The organism is Pseudomonas sp. 18-147 (genome assembly GCF_051048045.1).
GTDB lineage: Bacteria > Pseudomonadota > Gammaproteobacteria > Pseudomonadales > Pseudomonadaceae > Pseudomonas > Pseudomonas aeruginosa.
In genome coordinates this window covers 2,086,680-2,112,514 of the sequence record NZ_CP182296.1, presented here as the reverse complement: position 1 = coordinate 2,112,514, position 25,835 = coordinate 2,086,680, and the positions used below count along the sequence as shown (strand labels likewise).

Sequence of the window (25,835 nt, the reverse complement as noted above, 5' to 3'; positions counted from 1 at the left end):
GAGGCTTGACTTCCCCTTTTTAATCAGTAACATACGCCTCGCTGTTCCGCGATAGCTCAGTCGGTAGAGCAAATGACTGTTAATCATTGGGTCCCTGGTTCGAGTCCAGGTCGCGGAGCCAAATTCAAAGCCCTCGGCATATGCCGGGGGCTTTTTCGTTATCGGGACGAAAGTTCGCCCCTTCAGTCGCACCTCACTCGATGACGATCCGTGACCGGTTCTTCTCCAGCAACGCCGGGCCTACCCCTTTCACTTCCAGCAGTTGATCCACCGAGACGAACGGACCATGGGCCGCACGATACTCGAGGATCGCCCTGGCCTTGGCCTCGCCGACACCGTTGAGCCCCCGTATCAGGGCGGCCTCGTCGACCGTATTGATATTGACCTGCTCCCCCGGCGACACGGTCGTCGCAGGTGTCGTTGCGGCCAGCGGATTCTTGGCGACGGCGACCGGTGCGGCGGAAGCCGAAAACGGAAGACAGGCGAACAGGATGAGAAGCAGAGCGGATTTGATTAGGTGCATGGGTGCACTCCTTCAGAGATGAATGACCACGTAGAGGGCTTCATGCCCATCCACGAAACCACCTTATCGCCGTGGAACGCACCTGGATCGACAGCCCCAGCAAAGCAGTCGCTTCCTGGTCCGGCACCGGAAACATCGTACGGAGAAAACAAAAAAGGCCGCTAGGCGGCCTTTTCCGGAGAACGATGACTCAGGGTTCTCGCCGCCTCTGGCGATAGATCCAGTCGACGATTTCACCGTCAGGCGCATAGCCGCTGACGGTTTCCCGCAGCAACTGGCGAACCCGCGAGTAGTCGTCCTTCTCCACGGCGGCCAGCAACTGCTCCAGCACGACCTTGAAGGCCTCCCAGCTCAGGTGTTCCTCGTTGGCCCGCATGATCATCGGATGGTCGGTGGGATTCACGTTGTCACCGATCAGCAGCTCTTCGTAGAGCTTCTCGCCAGGACGCAGGCCACTGAACTCGATGGCGATGTCACCATGGGGCGAACGCTCGGAACGCACGCTCAGGCCGGACAGGTGGATCATCTTCTCGGCGAGCTCCAGGATCTTCACCGGCGGCCCCATGTCCAGCACGAATACATCTCCGCCCTGCCCCATCGAACCGGCCTGGATGACCAACTGCGCCGCCTCGGGAATGGTCATGAAGTAACGGGTGATGCTCGGGTGGGTGACCGTCACCGGGCCGCCGCGCTTGATCTGCTCGCGGAACAGCGGAATGACCGAGCCGGACGAACCGAGGACGTTGCCGAAGCGGACCATGGTGAAACGGGTCTTGTTGACGTGATGCACGTCCTTCCGATCGCCGAACAGCACCGGCGCCGATTCGTTGCTGAGCGCCTGAAGGACCATCTCCGCCAGGCGCTTGGTGCTGCCCATCACATTGGTCGGCCGCACCGCCTTGTCGGTGGAAATCAGCACGAAGTTCTGCACGCCGACCTGCACCGCGGCCTGCACCGCATGCAAGGTGCCTATCACGTTGTTGAGAACGCCTTCGGCGATGTTGTGCTCGACGATCGGCACATGCTTGTAGGCCGCCGCATGGTAGACGGTATTGACCTTCCAGGTACGCATCACGTCCACCAGGCGCTCGGGATTGCGCACCGAACCGAGGATCGGCAACAGGTTCACCGAAAGCGACTCGCGCTTGATCCGACGCTCCAGTTCCTGATGGATGCTATAGAGGTTGTATTCGCTGTGCTCGAACAGGATCAGCACGCTAGGCGAACAACTCATGATCTGCCGACAGAGTTCCGAACCGATAGAGCCGCCCGCCCCGGTCACCATCACCACCTGACCGCGGATGCACCGTTCCAGCAGCTCCTTGCGCGGTGCGACGCTGTCGCGCCCCAGCAGGTCAGCGATGTCCACCTCCTGCAGGTCGTCCACCTTGACCCGGCCGCTGGCCAGGTCCATGAAGCCGGGCATGCTGCGCACGTGCAGCGGGAACGGCTCCAGGGACTCGAGAATCTCTCGGCGCCGGGCCCGAGTGGCGGAAGGAATCGCCAGGAGAACCTCCTGCGCGCCCGTCTCGTCGATCATCTGGCGGATATGCTTGGCGGTATAGACCCGCAGACCGGCAATGACCCGGTTGGCGATCTGCTTGTCGTCATCGATGAACGCCACCGGACGCATCGCCCGACCGAGACGCAACGCCGCAACCAACTGGTTGCCGGCCGCCCCCGCGCCATAGATAGCCACCCTGGGCAGGCCATCCTGGCGATTGAGAAATGGTACCGACTGCACAGCAGAGTACCAGTCGCCCATGAAATACTGGCGCATGGCCAGACGCAAGCCGCCGATCAGCAGCATGCTCAACCACCAGTAGTTGAACACCAGGGAACGCGGCACCGGCGCCGGCGCGCCACGATACCAGTACACCACCAGCGACAGCACCAGAGCCGAGATGGTCACCGCCTTGGCGATGGCGATCAATGCGTCGTTACCGAGATAACGCATCACCGCGCGATACATGCCGAAGCGAATGAATAGTGGAATGGCGATGACCGGCGCAGTGATGAAAAGCCATGCATGCTCGCCGAACACGTCGATCATATCGTCTGTGCCTAGACGGACCACAAAAGCGAGCCACAGAGACAGCCATACCAGAAGGATATCCGTAGCCACTTGAAGCAAACGTTTCCAGCGACGAGGCATGGATAACAACTTTACTCTTAAACGATCTAGCATTCCCCTACTCCTTTAGGCCTGAGCGGACGACTCTAGCTTACCCGCCTTGAACCTCACTGCCAGAAAAACGAGAGGGACGTAGGCTATGACGATGCCCATCAAAGGCTCTAGAGATCCACTCCCGACCAACAAGGCTATAGGGAGGAGCCAGATGACGTTCAATGCCGTGACGCCAATCGTAACAGGAGCATGCTTTCCATAGTATCGGCTTGCGTATTGATAGGCATGGCTTCGATGAGCCTCATACACCTTGTCCCCTCTCAGCAAGCGACGAATCAGGGTATAGGTCGCATCGACGATGAAAACGCCTAACAGGACCAACCATGCCCAGAAAAAATTCGTATTCATCCACATGGCATGAATGGAAAGAATTCCTAAAACAATCCCCAGAAAACCACTACCCGCATCTCCCATGAAAATTTTTGCGGGTGGAAAATTCCAGAACAAGAATCCAAAAACGGCAAAAGCTAGCGATAAGGGGAGCAAAGCCTGCGTCAGTTGGCCATTCAGCCAGTATAATAATGCCCCGCCAACACAGACAAAAATGGCCTGAAGGCTGGCAAGTCCATCGATCCCATCCATGAAGTTATAGAGATTCAGCAACCACACGAGATAGAAAGCAAAGAGAAGTCCTCCGAACCACCCCAGGTCCCAACTGACACCAACAATCTGAAATGGTGGTATGCCATTCAAAAAGTACAATGAGACCAAGGCTGCACTAAAATGTCCCAGCAGACGCCAGCGTGCGGCGATATGACCGTGATCATCCATGAATCCAATAATGACAACCCCGCCGCCAGCGAGAAGTAAAGCCCAGGACACGGCCCATGAGATATTTCCCAGTACAGCCCAAATAGGCAGCATGAGACAAAAAGTAACTACAATGGCGACCCCTCCTCCGCGTGGAGTGGGAACGACATGGGAACTTCGAGAGTTAGGGGTGTCAAGTAAGCTCCTCGCTAAGGCATAACGACGCAAGAGGCCTGTAAGCAGTCCCGAAACCCCAGCTGCAGCGAGTAACAAATACCATTCTTCCATTTATAAATTTATCCCAAAAAATACTCTCACCCCTTCAACAGGGTTCTATTCGATTGTTCTGCGTGGTACGCCATGCTAGTAGCAAAGCGCCTGCAGATAATCATTCAGTACGTTTGACATATATTCTACCAACATCTTCCAACGCGGAAAGGGTGCTCTTGCGGGGTTCCCAACCAAGCAAAAACCTGCCTTTCGACGAGTCGACCTCTAGTGAGCAGCATAACTGAGTGTATAACCCACCCTTTCCTACTAATTTAAGAAACCTCAGAATAAACCTAGGAACAGGCCACATGATGGGGCGACGCCCCATTCCCGTAGCAAGCGCAGTCACCAGTTGCTTGGTAGAAATCTCCTGACCATCGGATACCAAAAACAGTTCGCCGGCAGCAGAAGGGTGCGTCATACAGCAAGCTAGAAAGTCAACTAAATTATCCAGAGAAACAAAACTTCGTCGGTTATCTATGCAACCAAACGGAAGAGGAAGTCCCGAAGCAACCAGCTTCAACAATCGCGAGAAATTTCCAGGAGCATTCCAGTCGTAAACGAGTGGAGGCCTGACGATAACAAGTTCTGTTGAGGACTGCTTGAAAAGCTCCCGAAGCGCTACTTCAGCCTCAAACTTTGAAATCGCATATTCTGCATGAGGAGCCGGCTTGGAGTTCTCATCGAAGGGCTTTTCTTTGGTTAAAGCGCCATTTACACCAATAGAACTAACAAAAATGAAACGCTTTACAGATGCTTCGATCGCCTGCCGAGCAAGCGCCAGAGTAGCATCGCGATTCACCTTCCGAAAAATATCTAGTGAATCACGCTGCCTTCCAAAGATATGGGCTCGTCCAGCTAGATGAACTACACATTCAACACCCCGCAGCGCAGCATCAAGCTTAGTGCTCTCTTTCAGCTCCGCTCGAACATACTCAACCCCCGTAACAGGATTGCACAGGGATCGTACTTGTCCGACAACCTGAAAGGGGCCGGCAGCAAGCGACCTGCAAAGCGCACTCCCGACAAAACCGCTAGCCCCGGTTACCAGCACCTTCATCATATTTTCGACTCAGACAGAAGCGGTCGAACACAGGCAGCGAATTTTTCCAATGAAATATATTCAGAATAATTTTGCTGAAGGACACTCCGCGGGACTCCGCCTAAACTAGACAAGTCGAGTTCACAAATCTCATCGATCAATCTTGCCAAAGCAACCGGATCATTCGGCGGACAGCTCCAACCGATTCCGGTCTCATCTATTATACGGGAGATTTCAGCCCCTTTTTCCATGACAGCTAGAATCGGTTTGTCTGCTGCCATGGAGAAATATGCCTTGCTGGGAACCCCAAGCCCGAACATTCCTTCTTCTAAGGTAACTAAGGCAACGTCACAGGCAGCCAAACCAAAATTCTTTTCGGCTAATGGCAGCCTTCCAAAATACCTCAACCGAGCACACTGATCTTCCAGCGCGTGTTTTTTTACACTGTCGACCAAGGCACCATCTCCAATAAAAGCAAAAGCCGCCTTCTCGTTTTTAACCAACTGAATAGCAGAAAGTATGTTTTCTATACCTTGTAATCGACCGACATTACCAAAAAATTGGAAAACCCTTTTACCTTTCCATTCAGGAATATTGATAAAAGGAGCATCCTCTCTCGGTACTGGGAAAACCTCTTTCTCACAGGCCCAATTCGAAATAAAGACCAAAGATCGCGGGTCATTCACCTTCTCTTTCATAAGAGCTTCCATATCGCGCCCTATTACGACTAGACGATCAGCGGATGAGTAAATGAAAGAAAAGAGACGACGTAGAAGCCGGTAGGCAATACTATCTTTCTTCAGAACGCCCGCCGGCACCAAGTTCTCGGGAAATACATCATGCACCAGCAGCACCCACTTGAAACCGAGGACATACCTTAGCAAGGGAAACGTCATCAGTAGAAGAGCAGGGTTGGTTCCACTCAATACCACATCTCCTCGTCTGGCACGAGAAGTCAATTTTACTGAGAACAGAAACGCCTGAAAAATCTGCGCTAATCCTCTAGAAAGGAGCCTATTCTTATTGCTCCTCGGAAACTTAAAGCATTCTTGCTCAACGGAAGGTGAAACCACAGGCGGGGTTTCACCTGCGGTCAGCGGGAAAATTACGGTTAGCCCACCAAACTCCCGCTGCATCTTTCCTATTATCTTCTCCCAATAGTATCCCGTGGAGTTCTGATTGGCACCGACATACTCAGAAACCACAAATATCCTTGCCATCAACTCCACGCCTCAAGTTAATATTTTTTCCAGACAGTTCGCATGACATAATCCCGATAGCTATGAACTATGCGAACAATCTTTTCAGAAACGTTGGGCATGCTATAGTCAGCGACCAAGCGTAACATGCGCTCTGCGTCGCGCCTCTGTCCCTCCAACACCTCGAGTGCTTGTAGTACTCGATCCGAATCCAGTCCGACCATCATCACCACAGCCTCTTCCATGCCTTCTGGGCGTTCATGAGCCTCACGAATATTCAAAGCGGGAAAATTCAGTATTGAAGACTCCTCACTGATGGTCCCACTGTCAGAAATAACTGCCTTGGCTGTAATTTGCAGTTTATTGTAATCCTTAAAGCCGAGGGGTTTCAGCAGTTTAATACCCTCGTGAAACTTTGCCTCCGTCGCCTCAATTCTCTTTTTTGTTCTAGGGTGAGTTGATACGATGACGGGCAGCGAGTACTTTTCTGCCACAGCGTTGAGCATAGAAACCAACTTCAAGAAGTTCTTATCCGAATCTATGTTTTCCTCTCGGTGCGCACTCACGACAAAGAACCGCTCTGTTTTCAACCCGAGCCTTTCAAGAATATCGGAGGACTCGATCCCGTCACGATAGTGCTCGAGAACTTCGAACATAGGGCTACCAGTCTTGATAACCATGTCTGGAGAAAGTCCTTCACGCAAGAGATAATCACGCGCAATTGTACTATAGGTCAAATTTACATCAGCTGTATGATCGACAATGCGCCGATTTATCTCTTCAGGCACACGCATATCGAAACAGCGATTGCCTGCTTCCATATGAAAGGTCGGTATCTTACGCCGTTTTGCAGGCAGTACCGCCATACAACTATTGGTATCACCCAGCACGAGCAGTGCATCGGGATTGATTTCGCCCAGAACACGATCGACTGCGATTATTACATTCCCTATCGTTTCAGCCCCGGAAGCCCCGGCGGCGTTTAGAAAATAATCCGGCTTTCTTATGCCGAGGTCCTGAAAAAATATTTCATTAAGTTCGTAATCATAATTCTGCCCAGTATGGACAAGTACATGATCGCAGTACTGATCAAGCTTCGCCATGACCCTAGACAAGCGAATAATCTCAGGACGAGTTCCAACAACCGTAACGACTTTTAGCTTCTGCATTGTTATCTCACTATACCTTACGCACCTTCGCCTACTGAACAAGCGTAGGTATCCGGATTTTCCCGATCAAATACTTCGTTAGCCCACAACATGACTACCATATCGTCAGTTCCGACATTAGTAATGTCATGAGTCCATCCAGGTACTGTTTCGACAATTTCTGCCTTTTCACCATTAGTGCAAATTTCGTAAAATGCCCCGGTCAGGATGTTTCTAAACTTGAAACGTGCCATCCCTTTGATAACCAGAAACTTTTCGGTTTTCGAGTGATGGTAATGCCCGCCCCTGGTAACACCTGGATGAGCCGTAAAAAACGAGAACTGGCCAGAGTCCGCGGTCTTCAGCATCTCGACGAATGTGCCACGCGGATCCGAATGCATTGGCACGTCGTAACTAAAACTATCTTCTGGCAAGAAACTTAGATAAGTCGAGTACAAGGCGCGCGTCAATCCCGAGCCAACCCTTGCGGTAGTCAGTGACTTTCGACTATCGCGAAACTCATACAATTGTTCTGCGAGCTCACCAACAGAAATCTGATACTGGGGCTCGACCTGTAGTGAAACTGCATTGGATAGCTTCCCATCCATGACTTTCATGAAGGTGCGAACCACATCATCTATGTATACAAGAGTGATCTCTGCCGAGGAATCGTTAATTTGAATCGGAATATCTCGAATAATATTATGACAAAAAGTCGCAACCGCTGAATTATAATTCGGACGCGACCATTTACCGAATACATTAGGAAGGCGAAATATGTAGACAGGACAACCAATATCCTCACCTAGCACTTGGAGATGCTCTTCTGCGGCTCGCTTGCTTAAACCGTATTCATTATCCACCTCAGCCTGAATGGATGAAGTATAAAGAAGTGGTATGGCTCGTCCATTGGACCTTACCGCCTCACACAGATCATACGTGAGTTCGGAATTCCCGATCTTAAACTCTTCTGGTTTTTCCGGACGATTGACCCCGGCAAGATGAAAAATAAAATCGACGGAACGAATTAGCTCAGGCAAATTACCAACACTACTCTCGCGGGTGAATGGCACCACCTCGATACCACCCCGCTCTGCAAGATGAGCGCACAGATTCCTTCCAACAAATCCATTCGCGCCAGTTACAAGAACTTTCATCGTTTATTCCTCTGGACTGGCACTCTCGCCACGCTGAATAGCACGAATGAAATCCAACTTCAGCAACAGCTTTTTCATTCCTTCGATATCCAGACGTTTGGTATTATGAGAATTATAGTCCTCTGTATGAGTAATTTTTTCCTCGCCTTGCTCCACAAACTTACTATAGTTCAGATCACGCAAATCTGGGGGGATACGATAATAGTCACCCATGTCTTCAGCACAGGCCATTTCCTCTCGACTAAGAAGCGCCTCATAAAGCTTCTCTCCATGACGCGTACCTATTACATTGATAGGATAACCATTCTTGCCAAGCAATTGAGTAAGCGCATGAGCCAGCACCTCGATGGTTGCAGCCGGTGCTTTCTGTACAAAAAGATCTCCATTGGTACCATGCTCGAAAGCATAAAGCACAAGGTCTACGGCATCCGTAAGCGTCATCATGAAACGTGTCATGTTTGGATCAGTGATTGTGAGAGGCTGGCCTGATCGCATTTGCTCGATAAAGAGAGGAATGACCGAGCCCCTTGAAGCCATGACGTTACCATAACGGGTGCCACAAATTACGGTAGGAGTGCGTTCCAGGTTTCGAGACTTGGCGACCATGACCTTTTCCATCATGGCCTTTGAAATACCCATGGCATTGATTGGGTAAACTGCCTTATCCGTACTCAGACAAACGACTTTTTTGACGCCATTCTGGATAGCAGATTCGAGGACATTTTCCGTTCCGATGACATTGGTCTTCACAGCCTCCATCGGGTAGAACTCACAAGAGGGAACCTGTTTCAATGCAGCCGCATGGAAAATGTAGTCCACACCGCGAGTAGCATTCAGAGTGCTTTGATAGTCGCGGACATCTCCAATATAAAACCTCAACTTGGGGTGAGCATAGCACTTACGCATATCATCTTGCTTCTTCTCATCCCGACTGAATACACGTATTTCACCAATATCTGTATCCAGAAAACGCTTCAAAACGGCATTTCCAAAGGAACCAGTTCCACCGGTAATTAACAGAACAGAGTTCTTATCCATACACCACCTCTTTACTAATGTGTTCAACGTCCCTTTTCCGCCTCAAAAGATAAAGAAAGCGAAAAACAACGAGCCAGAACAATGCAGCCCCTACCGGATGGAAAAGCCCACCGCCGCTAAAGACATAATTAACGAACCAGATTATAAATGCAGAGCATAAGAAGCCTAACTCTGTACAAGCTATTTTTCTTCGCCGGAAGACAAGCAAAAATACAGAGTAGACAAAAAGCAACAATAGCAAAAGAACAGCCAAGCCACCAAAAATGAAACCATAGATGCAAAGCAGCTCGACAATACCATTGTGCGCCATTGGATATTGCGCATACCCTAGAACCCCCCCTCCCCCAAAAACGCCCGCGCCCAAAACAAGTATCTCGCTACCGTAGAAAGACAATGTTTCCAAAGGCAGTGCAGTTACCCGATCGAATATGGATTCGAAGAATGGAACATCTTGCGAGACTGAGGAATCGGAGGTGAGGAGCCCGACAATCAGTCGATGCACGGTTTCCAGACTGCCAGCCCCGAAGTCTGCAAGGAAAAATACAGATAAACCCAGCCCTGCAAGAAGGAAGGTGAAAAACAAGTATGTCTTTTTGATCAGTTTTAGCCAATAGGCAAAGAATAAGACAATGACGATATTGGCCAGAGCAGCTTTCTGCAGCGACAGCATCGCCCCCAGGCAAAGAAGAAAGAAACATACCACGCGCGCCCAACCCTTTAGATAAAAGAGTGAAGCAAGTGCGGGAACTCCTACCATAACACCATATGCGGTCAAACTTCCTACCAATGATGCAAAACGGGCGCCCCCAGCACGCTCACTGGCTTCAGCGAACCATTCTATAGGTCCAAATACATACTGCCAGAGGAAAGAAAGAGCCGCCAGACTGAAGAAAAATGAAATAAGTTGCATGGGCACTTTTAGATTATCACTGGCAAGAACCATAGCAACAAAGAGAAGAGGTAATGATGCCCACAACCTGAAAATCCCTATGGAATAGTCTCCATATAGATCGAACCATAATACCGAAACGAGCGAGGCATACGTCCAGAAGAAAATAACAAATATTCCTAATGCGCTATATTTAATATCCCTCCAGTTATTAATAAATAAGAGAAAAAACAGCCCACAAAACCCAGCAAGAACTAAATAATACGCACCGGATAGATTCCGGAGAATATGAAAGAGAAACACAAAAAGGAGAACCAGAGCAACGCTTCTCTGCTTCACGAGTACCACCCATCTTTGTTTGCTTTCTCTTTGGAAAGTTTCGACTTTCTATCGAGAACCCCCTTCCGATAGGATGAGGCCAAAACGAGCCTATAAGCAGCTCTAGAGTAGAGCCATCGAATAGAGTCCGTTTTCTCTAGAGAATGAATAAGAATATTTGAAAACCTTGACTCCAGCGCAAGACACAGCACTGCTCTGAATAGACTCTGAAACTTGCTTGACAAAACAAAGCCCGGCTCCATCCATCGTATAGGGCCAAGAGTCTCAAGGTCATCAATTGTTGCAACTTTCATGAATTCCGGCATTCCGTCACGGGCGGCATGATAGTACTTGCGACAGAACTTCGAAATACTGCCTTCCGGTTCGACATGCTCGATTTCAGCCCGACAAGGAAGAACAGAATAACCAAGTTTGCCAACCCTTAACCCAAACTCCGTATCTTCAAAGCCGTATCCAACAAATCGCTCATCAAAAAGAGCATTATCTTGGAGCAGAATATCCCTCTCAGCGAGCATATTCATGGTAACGATAGTTTTATACCCCAAGGAGTTGGGCAACGGCTTGTCAGCAGAGAAGTGACAACTATCCCTATAGCGATAGTAATTACTCGTCGACACCAATGAGCAAGAAAATCTGACACCACCGCACCAGATAACGCGTTCCCCCCTTCGAGAGTTAGCAGCGTTCAGAAAATTCGAGAGATGAGCAGGATCTGGCACACAATCATCATCAAGAAGCACTACGTAGCGCCCCTTCGCTAAACGAACGCCTTTATTTCGTTTTGCACTAGCTGAATTCAGCTCGGCCTGCTCAAGACGGACGTTGAAGCCCTGAACCGCTTCGAACTCGCGGACCACATCGGGTGTTTCATCACCACTATTACTGTCGACAACAATAACTTCAAAATCCTTAAAAGCCAGTGACTGCGCTACAAGGCCGGCCAGGACCAATTTTAGTTCCTTGGGACGACGCCAAGTACTAACGACGACACTCAACAACATCAAAGTCCCCTTTTCTCTCTCAACTTAACCGTGGCCAGCAAAAACATTCCCATCCCCAAAGAGACCTCTGTAACGACTAGCGTCCACGCTCCAAAAAACTCATCCCCCCAAAGCGCCAAGAGGATAAATGTTAATACCCCGCCCAATTCCGCAAAAAAAATTGCTCGCAAATATACACCATCATACCCAGAAGGAACAAGAGTCAACCCTCCATACAGAACACCAATACAAGCAAACACTGGCACTATCGAAAACATTCTTATTACAACAGTTAGCCCTCTGGACTGTTCCGGAAATAGGAGATATGAAATGTATTCAGAAAATAAGAAAAGAAATAAACAACTAGGAATAGCTATTAGTAACATCAGACCTAGCGCTTTCCTTCTTAAACTGCCGACTGCCGGGTCGGCACTCGCATACATCCTGCTAAAAGTCGGAAATAGAGCGCTAGCTATGGGTGAAGTAGCAGCCGCGATCCCGCGAAGGAATTTATCCGCAGTAGAAAGCACTCCGGCCGCGGAGGTTCCACCAACAACACCAACCGCCGCAACGAGCACTTGCATGTGCAAGCTAAGAAAAGCCAGAGAAAGAAAAGATCGAGCACCGTCACGCAATATATCGAGAATTCTGTCTTTCTCGAGAACCGGGCGCCACCGTATTCCCATAGAAAATAAAATACAACAGAGAGCACTTCCACCTATGACATAGGAAAAACCAAACCCCAACGAAGCCAGTACAAGGTCAGAATCCTTCGTGACAAAAAAAACGACCAATAGGAAATAAAACACCTTAGACAAAAAGTTGGTAAGCGCCAACCATCCAAACAGCGCTCTTCCCTGAAAGAACCATACTGCTTGAAGATAATTTCCAACTACTGCCGGAAGAGCAGCCGCAACCAATACAAGCAAGGGGATTGGTAAAATAGAAGATACAGCCAAAATGGCCAGCACTAAAAGTGAAAGCAGCAACAATAAGAATCTAGCACTCTGTACAACAGAAAAGAAACTAGACAGTTCAACTTTGTTATCGATAATGGCAGCCTTTCTTGATCCTGCCAGAATAAATCCAAAGTCTACCAGTTGACATAGAATGACAGCCACGGCCTGGGCAATCACCAATTGGCCAAACGCTTCGCTTGACAATGTTCTAGTGAGAAAAGGAATCGCAGCAAGAGGCAAAAGATAGTTGCTGCCCATGGATATACCGGAGTAGAAAACGCCCCACCTTATTGACATTCTACTCGACACCCCCTAATACAATTCAACAACTACAACAAGTAAACCCTGATGCCAGTAAGTGCCATCAGGGTTTAGATCAAAACTTAGCGAAGCGAGCCATCGCTACGAAGCTTACTTATAAAACCAGCGAGCACTGCGAGTAGAATTCCAATTATCAATCCTGCCAAAGTACCTATAGTAACTATAAGAATCTTCTTCGGCTTAATGGGTTGATTTGAAAAAGAGAGTCCCTCGTCTTCCTTGTAGACAGCGACCGCATCAGAATCCACAGACAAACTGGAGTTCCAAGATAGTTTCTCTTGGAGAGTTCTCAACTCAGGAATGAATGGAGCATCTACACTACGCGACTCAAGATTGTTGATTTCAGCGCGCAGCGCCTTAGCTCCTCGCATGTACATCAAGTCACCATCCATGATCGAGGAAAGTTGTTGCTCGGACGCCCCTTCTATTAATGGCGGGCCATCTATCTTGAGCGACTCCGCAATCAGCAATGCCTCCTTCAAACGTGCAATCCTATCATCACGGCGGCCCTTCGCCATATTCTGCAGCACGGTTATGCGGCTCTGCATTGCAGCATTTCTTACCTGGAAATCTCTACCTGCACTATCAATAACCTCATGCACGGCCCGATCCGCAGCCAAACGCACGAAAGCTTGTGCCCATGTAGCAAGAACCTCTCGCTTCGTGCCCTCCACAATTACCGTATAACGGTCTGCATCTGGCTTGTTAGCAGGATCAATCTTTACCTCTTTGGAGAACTTCTTATAAAACTCCTCCTGCTCATCTTCGCTTTCCGCTCCCTCACCCACTTGGGGAAGGTATATCTTATAGAAGAACTCTTTTTTATTCTCATCCGAAAGCAGATTGCGCGAAAAGATCGCATAGATACTTCTAACAGTATATGCATCTAGGCCATTCTCCCTTCTACCAATATTGAAACCTTCGATAGACCCAAGAGCAGGAGGCACTACTGCAACCCTATATTCATATACAGGCTTACTCAGATACGCATAGGTAAAAGACCCGATTAATGCAAGAAGAGTAGTCAGAAGAATCAGAACCTTGTTAACCCAAAGCTCCTTGACCAGCTTCACCAGGTCAACCTCACCATCAGCCGTCATCAAAGAAGAATTCTGCTTATTCACATTCAGTCCATCATCAGTCCAATCGGAAACTCTATCAGGGGAAAAGCCCAACAAGATGGGTTGGACACCACGATCCCCGACAAGTTCTACACGGAAGGTTGTCTTGACGACTTATGATGCGCAAAGCCTGCAAAAACTCCAAAAAACCAACCGAGCAGACCGCCCGCAACAAACACCAATGAAAATAACAATGCACTCGGAATCGCAGGCGTCTCCCACCCCAAGAAGGAAAATTGGATAAGAGCACGATTTTCCAAAGTAAAAATAATTGCCGACAAGGCCACAACCACTATCAGTAGCCCAACAAGCATTCTTTTAAGCGTGCGCATGAATACCTCCATACCAAGCAGGTCAAGCCTCTAAACAGCCTTATTCCGGCTCGTTGACCCGATCCCGCAACTCCTTGCCCGGCTTGAAGTGCGGCACGAACTTGCCGTCGAGTCGTACCGACTCCCCGGTCTTGGGGTTGCGACCGACGCGCGGGGCGCGGTAGTGCAAGGAAAAGCTGCCGAAACCACGGATCTCGATCCGGTCCCCGGTCGCCAAGGCCTGGGACATTTGCTCCAGCATGGTCTTGATTGCCAACTCGACATCCTTCGCGGACAGTTGCCCCTGATGGGTAACGATCCGTTCGATCAACTCCGACTTGGTCATGGTTTTCCCTTCTTTTTCAAGCGGCTAGATCAGCTCAGGTCTCTTTTAGCATGCTGATCAGTCTTTGAACAGGTCCAAGAAGGGGAAAACGAAAAAGGGCGGCCTAGGCCGCCCTTTTTCATGATGGATCAGAGACTTAGCCCTGATTCTCCATCTGAGCACGGATCAGATCACCGATGGTGGTCGGACCAGCGCTTTCTACTTCCTGCTTACGCAGTTCTTTCATTGCGTCCTTCTCGTCGTCGACGTCCTTGGACTTGACGGAGAGGCTGATGACGCGGCTCTTGCGGTCGATGCTGATGATCTTGGCTTCGACTTCCTCGCCTTCCTTCAGGACGTTGCGCGCGTCTTCGACGCGGTCACGGCTGATTTCGGAAGCCTTCAGGATACCTTCGATGTCGTCGCCCAGGCTGATGACAGCGCCCTTGGCGTCGACTTCCTTCACGGTACCGCGGACGATGCTGCCTTTCTCGTGCAGGGACGCGTAGTTGGAGAACGGATCGTCTTCCAGCTGCTTGATGCCCAGGGAGATGCGCTCGCGCTCCGGGTCGACCGACAGGATGACGGTTTCCAGCTCGTCGCCCTTCTTGAAGCGACGTACGGCTTCTTCGCCGACTTCGTTCCAGGAGATGTCGGACAGGTGGACCAGGCCGTCGATGCCGCCGTCCAGACCGATGAAGATACCGAAGTCGGTGATCGACTTGATGGTACCGGAGATACGGTCACCCTTGTTGAACTGGCTGGAGAAGTCTTCCCACGGGTTGGATTTGCACTGCTTGATACCCAGGGAGATACGACGACGCTCTTCGTCGATGTCCAGAACCTGAACTTCCACTTCGTCGCCGACCTGGACGACTTTCGACGGATGGATGTTCTTGTTGGTCCAGTCCATTTCGGAGACGTGTACCAGGCCTTCCACGCCCTCTTCCAGCTCGGCGAAGCAGCCGTAGTCGGTGAGGTTGGTGACGCGGGCCATGACGCGGGTACCTTCCGGGTAACGCGCCTTGATGGCAACCCACGGGTCTTCGCCCAGTTGCTTCAGGCCCAGGGATACACGGTTGCGCTCGCGGTCGAACTTCAGGACCTTGACGTCGATCTCGTCGCCAACGTTGACGATCTCGGACGGATGCTTGATGCGCTTCCAGGCCATGTCGGTGATGTGCAGCAGGCCGTCTACGCCGCCCAGGTCCACGAATGCGCCGTAGTCGGTGAGGTTCTTGACGATACCCTTGACCTGCTGGCCTTCCTGCAGCGATTCCAGCAGAGCTTCACGCTCGGCGCTGTTCTCGGCTTCCAGGACGCTGCGGCGGGAAACGACAACGTTGTTGCGCTTCTGGTCGAGCTTGATGACCTTGAACTCGAGCTCTTTGCCTTCCAGGTGGGTGGTGTCGCGAACCGGACGAACGTCGACCAGCGAACCCGGCAGGAACGCGCGGATGCCGTTGACGTCGACGGTGAAACCGCCCTTGACCTTGCCGTTGATGACGCCCTTGACCACTTCGTCGGCAGCGAAAGCCGCTTCCAGAACAATCCAGCTCTCGGCGCGCTTGGCTTTCTCGCGGGACAGCTTGGTCTCGCCAAAGCCGTCTTCTACCGCGTCCAGTGCGACGTGGACTTCGTCACCCACCTTGATGGTCAGCTCGCCCTGTTCGTTGTAGAACTGCTCGACCGGGATGACGCCCTCGGATTTCAAACCGGCATGGACGGTGACCCAGTCACCATCGATGTCGACCACGATGCCGGTGATGATGGCACCCGGCTGCATGTCGAGGGATTTCAGACTTTCTTCAAAGAGTTCTGCGAAGCTTTCGCTCATGTTCATACCTGTAGTCAAAGGCCCGGAAGGGCCCGATTCCGCATCACCAGCCAATGCGGTCAAGTCATTAAATGAAGCCGCAGGACAATTTGCTGGTTTCCTGCTAGCTTCTGATTGCACTCCCGAATGGGAATGCCCAGTTGGGTTGTTCTGCGATGGCGCCAGGCAAGTCGGGAGGCAACCCTCGTCGCACCTGCAAAACGCCACAACATAAGGTCTGGAATATTAGCAACCAGGCCCTGTATCGTCAATTCCCGCGCCGAAACCTCAGACGTCCCAGCCCTGCCGCTCGCAGTGCCGGATGATCGTCTCGACCACCGCCTCGATGCTCATTTCGGTGGAGTCCAGCAGGATCGCGTCATCGGCCGGTTTCAGCGGCGCGACCGCGCGCTGGCTGTCGCGCTCGTCGCGCTCGCGGATTTCTTCCAGCAAGGCAGACTGGTCAACATCCGCGCCCTTCGCCTTCAACTGTAGGTAGCGTCGACGCGCACGCTCCTCCGCCGAGGCAGTGAGGAAGATCTTCAGAGGCGCATCGGGAAACACCACGGTGCCCATGTCGCGGCCGTCGGCCACCAACCCCGGCGCTTCGAGGAACGCCCGCTGGCGCTGCAGCAACGCATCGCGCACGGCCGGTAAGGCGGCGACCTGCGAGGCGCCGGCACCGACCTGCTCGGTACGGATCACATCGGTCACTTCCTCGCCTTCGAGAATGATGCGCTGCCCATGGCTGCCATCGGCGGCGACGAACTGCACATCGAGGTGCGCAGCCAGGACCTTCAGCGCCTCTTCATTGGTCAGGTCGACACCATGGTTGACCGCGGCGAACGCCAACAGCCGATAAAGCGCCCCGGAATCCAGCAGGTTCCAGCCCAGGCGCCGGGCGAGCAGCCCGGCGACCGTGCCCTTGCCGGCGCCACTGGGGCCATCGATGGCGAGCATCGGTACAGCGCCGTTCATCAATTGTTCTCCACGGCGACCCGGATACCGGTCTGGGCACACAGGGCGAGGAAGTTGGGGAAGGAGGTGGCGACGTTGGCGCAATCGTGGATGCGGATCGGCCCGCTGGCGCGCAGCGAAGCGACGCTGAAGGACATGGCGATACGGTGGTCGCCGTGCGCCCAGACTTCGCCGCCACCGAACGCACCACCCTCGATGACGATACCATCCGGGGTCGGCTCGGCCTTCACGCCCAGGGCCTTCAGGCCGTCGGCCATGACCTGGATACGGTCCGACTCCTTGACCCGCAGCTCTTCGGCGCCACGCAGGACGGTGCGCCCCTCGGCGCACGCGGCAGCCACGAAGAGTACCGGGAACTCGTCGATGGCCAGTGGCACCAGGTCCTCGGGAATGTCGATGCCCTTGAGCCGCGCGGAGCGCACGCGGATGTCGGCGACCGGCTCGCCGCCGACCTCGCGCTGGTTTTCCAGGCTCAGGTCACCACCCATCAGGCGCAGGATCTCGATGACGCCGACGCGCGTCGGGTTGATGCCGACGTGCTGCAGGACCAGTTCCGAACCCTCGGCGATACTGGCGGCAACCAGGAAGAAGGCTGCCGAGGATATGTCGGCCGGGACCTCGATATGGGTGGCGCTCAACTTGTGCCCGGATTCGACCTTGGCGGTGCTGCCCTCGACCTCCACCGGATAGCCGAAGCCGCGCAGCATGCGCTCGGTGTGGTCGCGGGTCGGCGCCGGCTCGGTGACCGAGGTCTCACCCGCGGCGTAGAGCCCGGCGAGCAACAGGCAGGACTTCACCTGGGCGCTGGCCATCGGCATGTCGTAATGCATACCGGTGAGGCGCTGGCCGCCGCGAATGGTCATCGGCGGACGGCCTTCCGGCCCCGTCTCGATTACCGCGCCCATCTCGCGCAGCGGCTTGGCTACGCGATTCATCGGCCGCTTGGAAAGGGACGCGTCGCCGGTCAGGGTGCTGTCGAACGGCTGGGCCGCCAGCAGACCGCTGAGCAGACGCATGGAAGTACCGGAGTTACCCAGGTAGATCGGCCCAGGCGGCGCCTTGAGGCCGTGCAGGCCAACGCCATGGACGGTGACGCGGCCGTTCTGCGGCCCCTCGATCACCACTCCCATGTCGCGGAACGCCTGGATGGTTGCCAGTGCGTCCTCGCCCTCGAGGAAGCCCTCCACTTCGGTGGTGCCTTCGGCCAGGGAGCCGAGCATGATCGAGCGATGGGAAATCGACTTGTCGCCCGGTACCCGGATGGTTCCGGACAGGCTGCCGCCCGGCTGGGCCAGATAAATCAGGTCGTTGTTGTGCATGGCGTCCACATAGGCCCGACGGGCCAGGATTTTGCTGAAATGCTCACGGGCTACCCGGGCGCGCGTGAAAACGCCCAACAACTGGTGCCCGTCCCCAGTGTCGACGGCCTCGCGCAGCGCGTCGAGGTCGTCACGAAAAACATCCAGTGTACGCAGCACCGCCTCGCGATTGGCGAGAAAGATGTCGTGCCACATCACCGGGTCGCTGCCGGCGATCCGCGTGAAATCACGGAAACCGCCGGCGGCATAGCGGAAGATCTCCAGGTTCTCGCTGCGCTTGGCCAGGGAGTCGACCAGGGTGAAGGCCAGCAGGTGAGGCAGGTGGCTGGTGGCCGCCAGAACCTCGTCGTGATGCTCGACCTCCATGTGCTCGACGTCCGCGCCCAGCGCGCGCCACAGGCTGTCGACCAGCGCCAGCGCGTCGGCATCGGTCTCCGCGGAGGGCGTGAGAATCACCTTGTGCCGGCGGAACAGGGTCGCCTTCGCCGCGGTCACTCCGCTCTGCTCGGAACCCGCGATCGGATGCCCCGGTACCAGGTACCGCGGCATCCCGCCGAACGCGACACGCGCGGCACGCACGATATTGCCCTTGGCGCTGCCAACGTCGGTCAATACAGCCTTGCCCAGGTCGAGCTTCGCCAGGTCAGCCAGCACCCGCTCCATCGCCAGGATCGGCACCGCCAACTGGATCACGTCGGCGCCGACGCAGGCGCGGCCAAGATCCTCCTCGCAACGGTCGACCACGCCGAGCTCCACCGCCAGGCGGCAAGACTCGGCATCCCGATCCACGCCGACCACTTCCCGGAACAACCCTTTGCTCCGCAACCCCTTGGCGAAGGAGCCGCCGATCAGGCCCAGCCCCACCACCACCAGGCGGCCCAGCTTAGGGGTCGACTGTTGCAGCGGCGTGACCTCAGTCATGCGCCAGCACCTTGCCCAGCGCCTGGAGGAAACGATCGTTCTCTTCCGGCAGCCCGATGGAGACGCGCAGGAAGGTCGGCATCCCGTAGCCAGCCACCGGACGCACGATCACGCCTTCGCGCAGCAGCGCCTGGTAGACCGGACCGGCATCGCGAGCCAGATCCACGGCGATGAAGTTGCCCTTCGAGGGAATCCAGGACAGGCCCAACGCATGGAAGCCATCCTCCAGCTGCGCCATGCCGGAATCGTTTAGGCGGCGACTCTGCGCCAGGTAGTCATGGTCATCCAGCGCCGCGCAGGCAGCCGCCAGGGCCAGGCTATTGACATTGAACGGCTGGCGCACGCGGTTGAGCACATCGGCCACCGCCTTGCTCGAAAGCGCGTAGCCGACCCGCAGCGAAGCCAGGCCATAGGCCTTGGAGAAGGTCCGCGAGACCAGCAGGTTGGGGTGCCGCGCCAGGTAGTCCAGGCCATCGGGCAGCTCGTCGCCCTCGGCGTATTCGATATAGGCCTCGTCCAGCACCACCAGCACCTCTGCCGGCACCTGGGCGAGGAACCGCTCCAGGGCGTCCGCACCGAACCAGGTCCCGGTCGGGTTGTTCGGGTTGGCGACGAACACCACGCGAGTTTGCCCATCGATGGCGGCGAGCATCGCTTCCAGGTCATGCCCCCAGGCGCGCGCCTTGACCGCCCGCCCCTCGGCGCCCACGGCCTGGGTGGCGATCGGGTAGACGGCGAAGGCATGTTCGCTGAACACGGCGTTCAGACCAGGCGCGAGGTAGGCACGGGCGACCAGGTCGAGAATGTCGTTGGAGCCATTGCCCAGGGTCACCTGCGCCGCATCCACCGCGCAACGCTCGGCCAGCTTGCGCTTGAGTTCGAAACCGTTGCCGTCAGGATAACGGGTCAGTTCCGCCAGTTCGGCGCGGATAGCCTCCAGCGCCTTTGGGCTCGCACCCAGCGGGTTCTCGTTGCTGGCGAGCTTGACGATCGCCGCAGGGTCGATGCCCAGCTCGCGGGCCAGTTCATCCACCGGCTTGCCAGGGACGTAGGGCGACAGCTTTTGCACCCCCGGCTGGGCCAGGGCAAGGAAATCGGACATGGATAGTTCAGCCTCGACGCGGGACGGGGCATTCATCGATGACCCGTCTCTTCGGAATGACAGCGCGCTCAGAGCACCGCTTTCGGATAGGAGCCCAGGACCTTCAGGGCGACGGCTTCCTGGCCGATCTTCTCCAGGACGTCCTTGATCAGCGGTTCTTTATGGTGGCCGACGAAATCGATGAAGAACACGTAGGTCCATTTGCCGCTGCGCGACGGGCGGGTTTCGATGCGGGTCAGGTCGATACCATTGTTGTGGAACGGTACCAGCAGCTCGTGCAGGGCCCCCGGCTTGTTGCGCATGGAAACGATGATCGAGGTCTTGTCGTCGCCGGTCGGCGGCACCTCCTGGTTGCCGATGATCAGGAAGCGCGTGGAGTTGTCCGGGCGGTCCTCGATCTTCTCGTGCAGCTTGCTCAGGTCGTACAGGCTGGCCGCCATGTCGCCGGCGATCGCTGCCGAATTCCACTCGCTCTTCACCCGCTTGGCCGCGTCGGCGTTGCTCGACACCGCCACCCGCTCGACGCTCGGGTAGTGCGAGTCCAGCCACTTGCGACATTGCGCGAGGGATTGGGCATGGGAATAGATCCGGGTGATGTTGTCGGTCTTGGTGGTTTCGCCGACCAGCAGGTGATGGTGGATACGCAACTCGACTTCGCCGCAGATCACCATGTCGTGCTCGAGGAAGCTGTCGAGGGTATGGTTGACCGCCCCCTCGGTGGAGTTTTCCACAGGCACCACGCCGAAGTTCACCGCGCCGGCGGCGACCTCGCGGAACACCTCGTCGATCGCCGCCATCGGCGTGCTGATCACCGCATTGCCGAAATGCTTGAGTGCCGCGGCCTGGGTAAAGGTGCCCTCGGGTCCGAGATAGGCCACTTTCAGCGGCTGCTCGAGCGCCAGGCAGGACGACATGATCTCGCGGAACAGCCGCGCGACCTCTTCGTTGTCCAGCGGCCCCTTGTTCAATTGCATGATGTGCTTGAGCACCCAGGCTTCGCGCTCGGGACGGTAGAACACCGGCGCCTCGCCCTCGCCCAGGGTCTGGGTCTTCACTCGCGCCACGTCCTGGGCGCAACGGGCACGCTCGCTGATCAGCTCGAGCAACTTCTCGTCGAGGCTGTCGATGCGCAGGCGCAAGGCCTTGAGCTGGTCCTGGTCCGCCATCAGCCGTGCTCCTTCTCGAACTCCGCCATGTATGCGACCAGCGCCTCGACCGCGTCCAGGCCAAGGGCGTTGTAGATGGAAGCGCGCATGCCGCCGACCGAGCGGTGGCCTTTCAGGTTGAGCAGCCCGCGCGCCTCGGCGCCTTCCAGGAACGGCTTGTCGAGACGCTCGTCGGCCAGGCGGAACGGCACGTTCATCCAGGAGCGGGCGCTCGGCTGGATCGGGTTGGTGTAGAAGTCGCTGGCATCGATGGTCTTGTACAGCAGGTCCTTCTTGGCGCGGTTGCGCTGCTCCATCGCGGTCACCCCGCCCTGCTCCTTCAGCCATTCGAAGACCAGGCCGGACAGGTACCAGGAGTAAGTCGCCGGGGTGTTGTACATGGAACCGTTGTCCGCGGCGATCTTGTAGTTGAGCATGGTCGGACAGACGCTGCGGGCGCGGCCGAGCAGGTCTTCGCGAACGATCACCACCACCAGGCCGGACGGGCCGATGTTCTTCTGCGCCCCGGCATAGATCAGGCCGAAGCGGGACACGTCGAGCGGGCGCGAGAGGATGTCGGAGGACATGTCGGTGACCAGCGGCACGTCGCCGGTCTCGGGAATCCAGTCGAACTCGAGGCCGCCGATGGTCTCGTTGGAGGCGTAGTGCACATAGGCCGCGTCCTTGGTCAGCGTCCACTCGTTCTGACCCGGAATGGCGAAGTAGTCGTACTCCTTGGCGCTGGCCGCGACATTCACGGTGCCATAGCGACGAGCCTCCTCGATGGCCTTCTTCGACCATATACCGGTATCGATATAGTCGGCGACGCCATCTTCGGGCAGCAGGTTCAGCGGAATCTCGGCGAACTGCTGGCTGGCGCCGCCCTGCAGGAACAGCACCTTGTAGTCCGAGGGAATGTCGAGCAGGTCGCGCAGGTCCTGCTCGGCCTTGCTGGCGATGGCCACGTAGTCATCACTACGGTGGCTCATTTCCATGACCGAAAGGCCCTTGCCCCGCCAGTCGAGAAGCTCGGCCTGGGCACGTTGCAGAACTGCGTCGGGAAGCGCCGCGGGACCGGCGCAGAAATTGAAGGCTCGCTTGCTCACATCCACTCTCGCTATAGGTAGGGCGGATAGCCGTGAGTTATCCGCCGAGGTCATCGGCCGGGCGGGCGCAGGCGCCCGCCCCGAGCCTTACTCTTCGTTGCCTTCCGCTTCCGCCGCGGGCTCGGACTCGGACTCGGACTCGGCCGACTCGCCCAGAGATTCGGCAGCTTCCTCGCCCTCGGGCAGGTCCTCGTCATCTCCGCCCGACGGCTCCTGGACACGCTCCAGACCGACCAGTACCTCGTCGCTGGCGAGCTTGATCAGGGTTACGCCCTGGGTATTGCGGCCGGACAGGGAGACTTCGTCGACACGCGTCCGCACCAGGGTGCCCTGGTCGGAAATCAGCATGATCTCCTCGCCTTCCTGGACCTGTACCGCGGCGATCAGCGCGCCGTTGCGCTCGTTGGTGACCATGGCGATCACCCCCTGGCCGCCACGGCCGCGACGCGGGAACTTGCTCAGCGGGGTACGCTTGCCGAAGCCGCGCTCGGAGGCGGTGAGGATCTGCGCCCCGGACTCCGGAATCAGCATGGAGATCAGCTGCTGCCCCTTGCCCAGGCGCATGCCACGTACGCCGCGGGCGTTGCGGCCCATGATGCGCACCACGCTCTCGGCGAAGCGGATCACCTTGCCGGCGCTGGAGAACAGCATGACTTCCTTGGCGCCATCGGTGATCGCGGCGGCGATCAGGGTGTCGCCCTCTTCCAGCTTGAGCGCGATCAGGCCGCTGCTGCGCGGACGGCTGAACTGCACCAGCGGGGTCTTCTTCACGGTACCGAAGGCGGTGGCCATGAAGATGTAGGCGCCGGTCGGCTCGGCCACCAGCTCGGCGGTCTCGCCCTCGACTTCCTCGACCTCGGCGGCCTCGACCACCTCGCCCTCGAGCACCGCGCCTTCGGCTTCGTCGAGGTCGTCATCGGCGCCGCCGTTCTGCTGCAGCGCCTCCAGGTCGATCTGCAACATCGCGGTGATCCGCTCGCCCTCGTCCAGCGGCAGCAGGTTCACCAGCGGCCGGCCACGCGCGGTACGCGAGGCTTCCGGAATCTCGAAGGTACGCAGCCAGTAGACCTTGCCCTTGCTGGAGAACAGCAGGAGGGTCGCATGGCTGTTGGCCACCAGCAGGTGTTCGATGTAGTCCTCGTCCTTCATCCCGGTGGCGGACTTGCCTTTGCCGCCGCGACGCTGCGCCTGGTAGGCGGCCAGCGGCTGGGACTTGGCGTAGCCGCCGTGGGAGATGGTCACCACACGGTCTTCCTCGGTGATCAGGTCGGCGATGGTCAGGTCGACCTGGGAAGCCACGATCTCGGTGCGGCGAGCATCGCCGAATTCGGCCTTGACCGCTTCCAGCTCCTCACGGATCACCTCCATCAGGCGCGCCGGGTTGGTCAGGATGCGGATCAACTCGCCGATCAGGTTGAGGATTTCCTGGTATTCGGAGAGCAGCTTCTCGTGCTCCAGGCCGGTCAGGCGATGCAGGCGCAGCTCGAGGATCGCCTGGGCCTGTTCCGGCGACAGGTAGTACTTGCCGTCCCGCAGGCCGTACTGCGGATCCAGGTCTTCCGGGCGACAGGCGTCGGCGCCGGCACGCTCGACCATCGCTTCCACCGCGCTGGACTCCCAGGCAGTGGCGATCAGGCGTTCCTTGGCCTCGGCCGGGGTCGGCGAACTCTTGATCAGCTCGATCACCGGGTCGATGTTCGACAGGGCGACCGCCTGGCCTTCCAGGATGTGCCCGCGCTCGCGGGCCTTGCGCAGCTCGTAGACGGTACGCCGGGTCACCACTTCGCGGCGGTGGCGGACGAACACTTCGAGCATGTCCTTCAGGTTCAGCGTGCGCGGCTGGCCGTCGACCAGGGCCACCACGTTGATGCCGAACACGCTCTGCAGCTGGGTCTGGGCGTAGAGGTTGTTGAGGACCACCTCGCCCACCTCGCCGCGACGCAGCTCGATGACCACGCGCATGCCGTCCTTGTCGGACTCGTCGCGCAGCTCGGAAATACCCTCGATCTTCTTCTCTTTCACCAGCTCGGCGATCTTCTCGATCAACCGCGCCTTGTTCAACTGGTACGGCAGCTCGGTGATGATGATCTGCTCGCGACCGCCGCCCTTCTCCATCTCCTCGACGACGGCGCGGGCACGGATGTAGATGCGCCCGCGACCGGTGCGGTAGGCCTCGATGATCCCGGCGCGGCCGTTGATGATGCCGGCGGTGGGGAAGTCCGGACCGGGGATGTACTGCATCAGCTCATCGACGGTCAGGTCGGGGTTGTCCATCAGCGCCAGGCAGCCGTCGATCACTTCGCCGAGGTTGTGCGGCGGGATGTTGGTCGCCATGCCCACGGCGATACCGCTGGAACCGTTGACCAGCAGGTTGGGAATCTTGGTCGGCATGACCGCCGGGATCTGCTCGGTGCCATCGTAGTTGGGCACCCAGTCGACGGTTTCCTTTTCCAGGTCCGCCAGCAGTTCATGGGCCAGCTTGGCCATGCGCACTTCGGTGTATCGCATGGCTGCGGCGTTGTCGCCGTCCACCGAACCGAAGTTGCCCTGGCCGTCTACCAGCATGTAGCGCAGCGAGAACGGCTGCGCCATGCGCACGATGGTGTCGTAGACCGCGATGTCGCCGTGCGGGTGGTACTTACCGATCACGTCGCCGACCACACGGGCGGATTTCTTGTAGGGCTTGTTCCAGTCGTTGCCCAGCTCGCTCATGGCATAAAGCACACGGCGGTGCACCGGCTTCAGGCCGTCACGTGCATCCGGCAGGGCTCGCCCGACGATCACGCTCATCGCGTAGTCGAGATAGGACTGTTTCAGCTCGTCTTCGATATTGACCGGGAGAATTTCTTTGGCCAGTTCGCCCATGAGAAGCCTGGTTCCTTTTTCTG

Annotated in this window: 21 protein-coding genes and 1 tRNA gene; 1 reads left to right on the top strand and 21 read right to left on the bottom strand. The window is 55.9% G+C overall.

Features of this window, described 5'->3' with window-relative positions; all coding sequences use genetic code 11:
- The first annotated feature begins 45 nt into the window (after positions 1–45).
- Positions 46–121 (top strand) — tRNA-Asn (locus ACM0M4_RS10220).
- A gap of 72 nt (positions 122–193) precedes the next feature.
- Here ACM0M4_RS10220 and ACM0M4_RS10215 read toward each other — a convergent pair.
- From ACM0M4_RS10215 to gyrA, 21 genes are all read right to left on the bottom strand, one after another.
- Positions 194–523, bottom strand: coding sequence for a ComEA family DNA-binding protein (locus ACM0M4_RS10215; protein ID WP_003091430.1), 330 nt, complete (start codon positions 521–523; stop codon positions 194–196).
- Positions 524–713: 190 nt separating this feature from the next.
- Positions 714–2,711, bottom strand: coding sequence for a polysaccharide biosynthesis protein (locus tag ACM0M4_RS10210; protein ID WP_021265047.1), 1,998 nt, complete (start codon positions 2,709–2,711; stop codon positions 714–716).
- 12 nt (positions 2,712–2,723) lie between these two features.
- Positions 2,724–3,749, bottom strand: a complete 1,026-nt coding sequence (locus ACM0M4_RS10205) for an MraY family glycosyltransferase (protein ID WP_434324234.1) — start codon at positions 3,747–3,749, stop codon at positions 2,724–2,726.
- A 100-nt stretch (positions 3,750–3,849) separates the two neighbouring features.
- Entirely contained in the window at positions 3,850–4,794 is a 945-nt protein-coding gene (locus ACM0M4_RS10200) for an NAD-dependent epimerase/dehydratase family protein (RefSeq protein WP_034072898.1), read from the bottom strand.
- On the bottom strand, positions 4,791–5,993 hold the full coding sequence (locus ACM0M4_RS10195; RefSeq protein ID WP_241236003.1) for a glycosyltransferase family 4 protein: 1,203 nt from the start codon (positions 5,991–5,993) through the stop codon (positions 4,791–4,793). The genes ACM0M4_RS10200 and ACM0M4_RS10195 overlap by 4 nt, the downstream gene beginning before the upstream one ends.
- 17 nt (positions 5,994–6,010) lie before the next feature.
- Positions 6,011–7,141 (bottom strand): non-hydrolyzing UDP-N-acetylglucosamine 2-epimerase, encoded by a 1,131-nt coding sequence (wecB, locus tag ACM0M4_RS10190; protein WP_024929016.1) that lies wholly within the window; start codon positions 7,139–7,141, stop codon positions 6,011–6,013.
- 17 nt (positions 7,142–7,158) lie between these two features.
- A complete protein-coding gene (gene wbjC, locus ACM0M4_RS10185) occupies positions 7,159–8,277 on the bottom strand; it encodes a UDP-2-acetamido-2,6-beta-L-arabino-hexul-4-ose reductase (RefSeq protein ID WP_071535093.1) in 1,119 nt (372 codons plus the stop codon).
- A 3-nt stretch (positions 8,278–8,280) separates the two neighbouring features.
- A complete protein-coding gene (locus ACM0M4_RS10180) occupies positions 8,281–9,315 on the bottom strand; it encodes a polysaccharide biosynthesis protein (protein ID WP_023093913.1) in 1,035 nt (344 codons plus the stop codon).
- On the bottom strand, positions 9,308–10,543 hold the full coding sequence (locus ACM0M4_RS10175; protein WP_181883748.1) for a hypothetical protein: 1,236 nt from the start codon (positions 10,541–10,543) through the stop codon (positions 9,308–9,310). The genes ACM0M4_RS10180 and ACM0M4_RS10175 overlap by 8 nt, the downstream gene beginning before the upstream one ends.
- Entirely contained in the window at positions 10,540–11,544 is a 1,005-nt protein-coding gene (locus ACM0M4_RS10170; protein WP_115288741.1) for a glycosyltransferase family 2 protein, read from the bottom strand. The genes ACM0M4_RS10175 and ACM0M4_RS10170 overlap by 4 nt, the downstream gene beginning before the upstream one ends.
- Entirely contained in the window at positions 11,544–12,740 is a 1,197-nt protein-coding gene (locus tag ACM0M4_RS10165) for an oligosaccharide flippase family protein (protein WP_071535516.1), read from the bottom strand. Before ACM0M4_RS10165 ends, ACM0M4_RS10170 begins: the two co-directional genes overlap by 1 nt.
- A 125-nt stretch (positions 12,741–12,865) precedes the next feature.
- Positions 12,866–13,927, bottom strand: a complete 1,062-nt coding sequence (locus tag ACM0M4_RS10160; RefSeq protein ID WP_024929018.1) for a Wzz/FepE/Etk N-terminal domain-containing protein — start codon at positions 13,925–13,927, stop codon at positions 12,866–12,868.
- A gap of 86 nt (positions 13,928–14,013) precedes the next feature.
- Entirely contained in the window at positions 14,014–14,256 is a 243-nt protein-coding gene (locus ACM0M4_RS10155; protein ID WP_071534085.1) for a lipopolysaccharide assembly protein LapA domain-containing protein, read from the bottom strand.
- 40 nt (positions 14,257–14,296) lie between these two features.
- The gene (gene ihfB / locus ACM0M4_RS10150; RefSeq protein ID WP_003091441.1) at positions 14,297–14,581 is read right to left on the bottom strand and encodes an integration host factor subunit beta; all 285 of its coding nucleotides are present in this window, start codon (positions 14,579–14,581) and stop codon (positions 14,297–14,299) included.
- Between the two features lie 136 nt (positions 14,582–14,717).
- Positions 14,718–16,397: a 30S ribosomal protein S1 gene (rpsA, locus tag ACM0M4_RS10145; protein ID WP_003091442.1), complete on the bottom strand. Its 1,680-nt coding sequence runs from the start codon at positions 16,395–16,397 to the stop codon at positions 14,718–14,720.
- Positions 16,398–16,664: 267 nt separating this feature from the next.
- The gene (gene cmk, locus ACM0M4_RS10140; RefSeq protein WP_003091443.1) at positions 16,665–17,354 is read right to left on the bottom strand and encodes a (d)CMP kinase; all 690 of its coding nucleotides are present in this window, start codon (positions 17,352–17,354) and stop codon (positions 16,665–16,667) included.
- Complete coding sequence (locus ACM0M4_RS10135; RefSeq protein ID WP_012613864.1) at positions 17,354–19,594, bottom strand: bifunctional prephenate dehydrogenase/3-phosphoshikimate 1-carboxyvinyltransferase; 2,241 nt, start codon at positions 19,592–19,594, stop codon at positions 17,354–17,356. The genes cmk and ACM0M4_RS10135 overlap by 1 nt, the downstream gene beginning before the upstream one ends.
- Positions 19,587–20,696, bottom strand: a complete 1,110-nt coding sequence (gene hisC, locus ACM0M4_RS10130; protein ID WP_003115433.1) for a histidinol-phosphate transaminase — start codon at positions 20,694–20,696, stop codon at positions 19,587–19,589. Before hisC ends, ACM0M4_RS10135 begins: the two co-directional genes overlap by 8 nt.
- A 68-nt stretch (positions 20,697–20,764) precedes the next feature.
- Entirely contained in the window at positions 20,765–21,862 is a 1,098-nt protein-coding gene (gene pheA, locus ACM0M4_RS10125) for a prephenate dehydratase (RefSeq protein ID WP_003091446.1), read from the bottom strand.
- The gene (gene serC, locus ACM0M4_RS10120) at positions 21,862–22,947 is read right to left on the bottom strand and encodes a 3-phosphoserine/phosphohydroxythreonine transaminase (RefSeq protein WP_003111764.1); all 1,086 of its coding nucleotides are present in this window, start codon (positions 22,945–22,947) and stop codon (positions 21,862–21,864) included. The genes pheA and serC overlap by 1 nt, the downstream gene beginning before the upstream one ends.
- An 87-nt stretch (positions 22,948–23,034) precedes the next feature.
- Positions 23,035–25,812: a DNA gyrase subunit A gene (gyrA, locus tag ACM0M4_RS10115; protein WP_023464936.1), complete on the bottom strand. Its 2,778-nt coding sequence runs from the start codon at positions 25,810–25,812 to the stop codon at positions 23,035–23,037.
- Between the last annotated feature and the right edge of the window lie 23 nt (positions 25,813–25,835).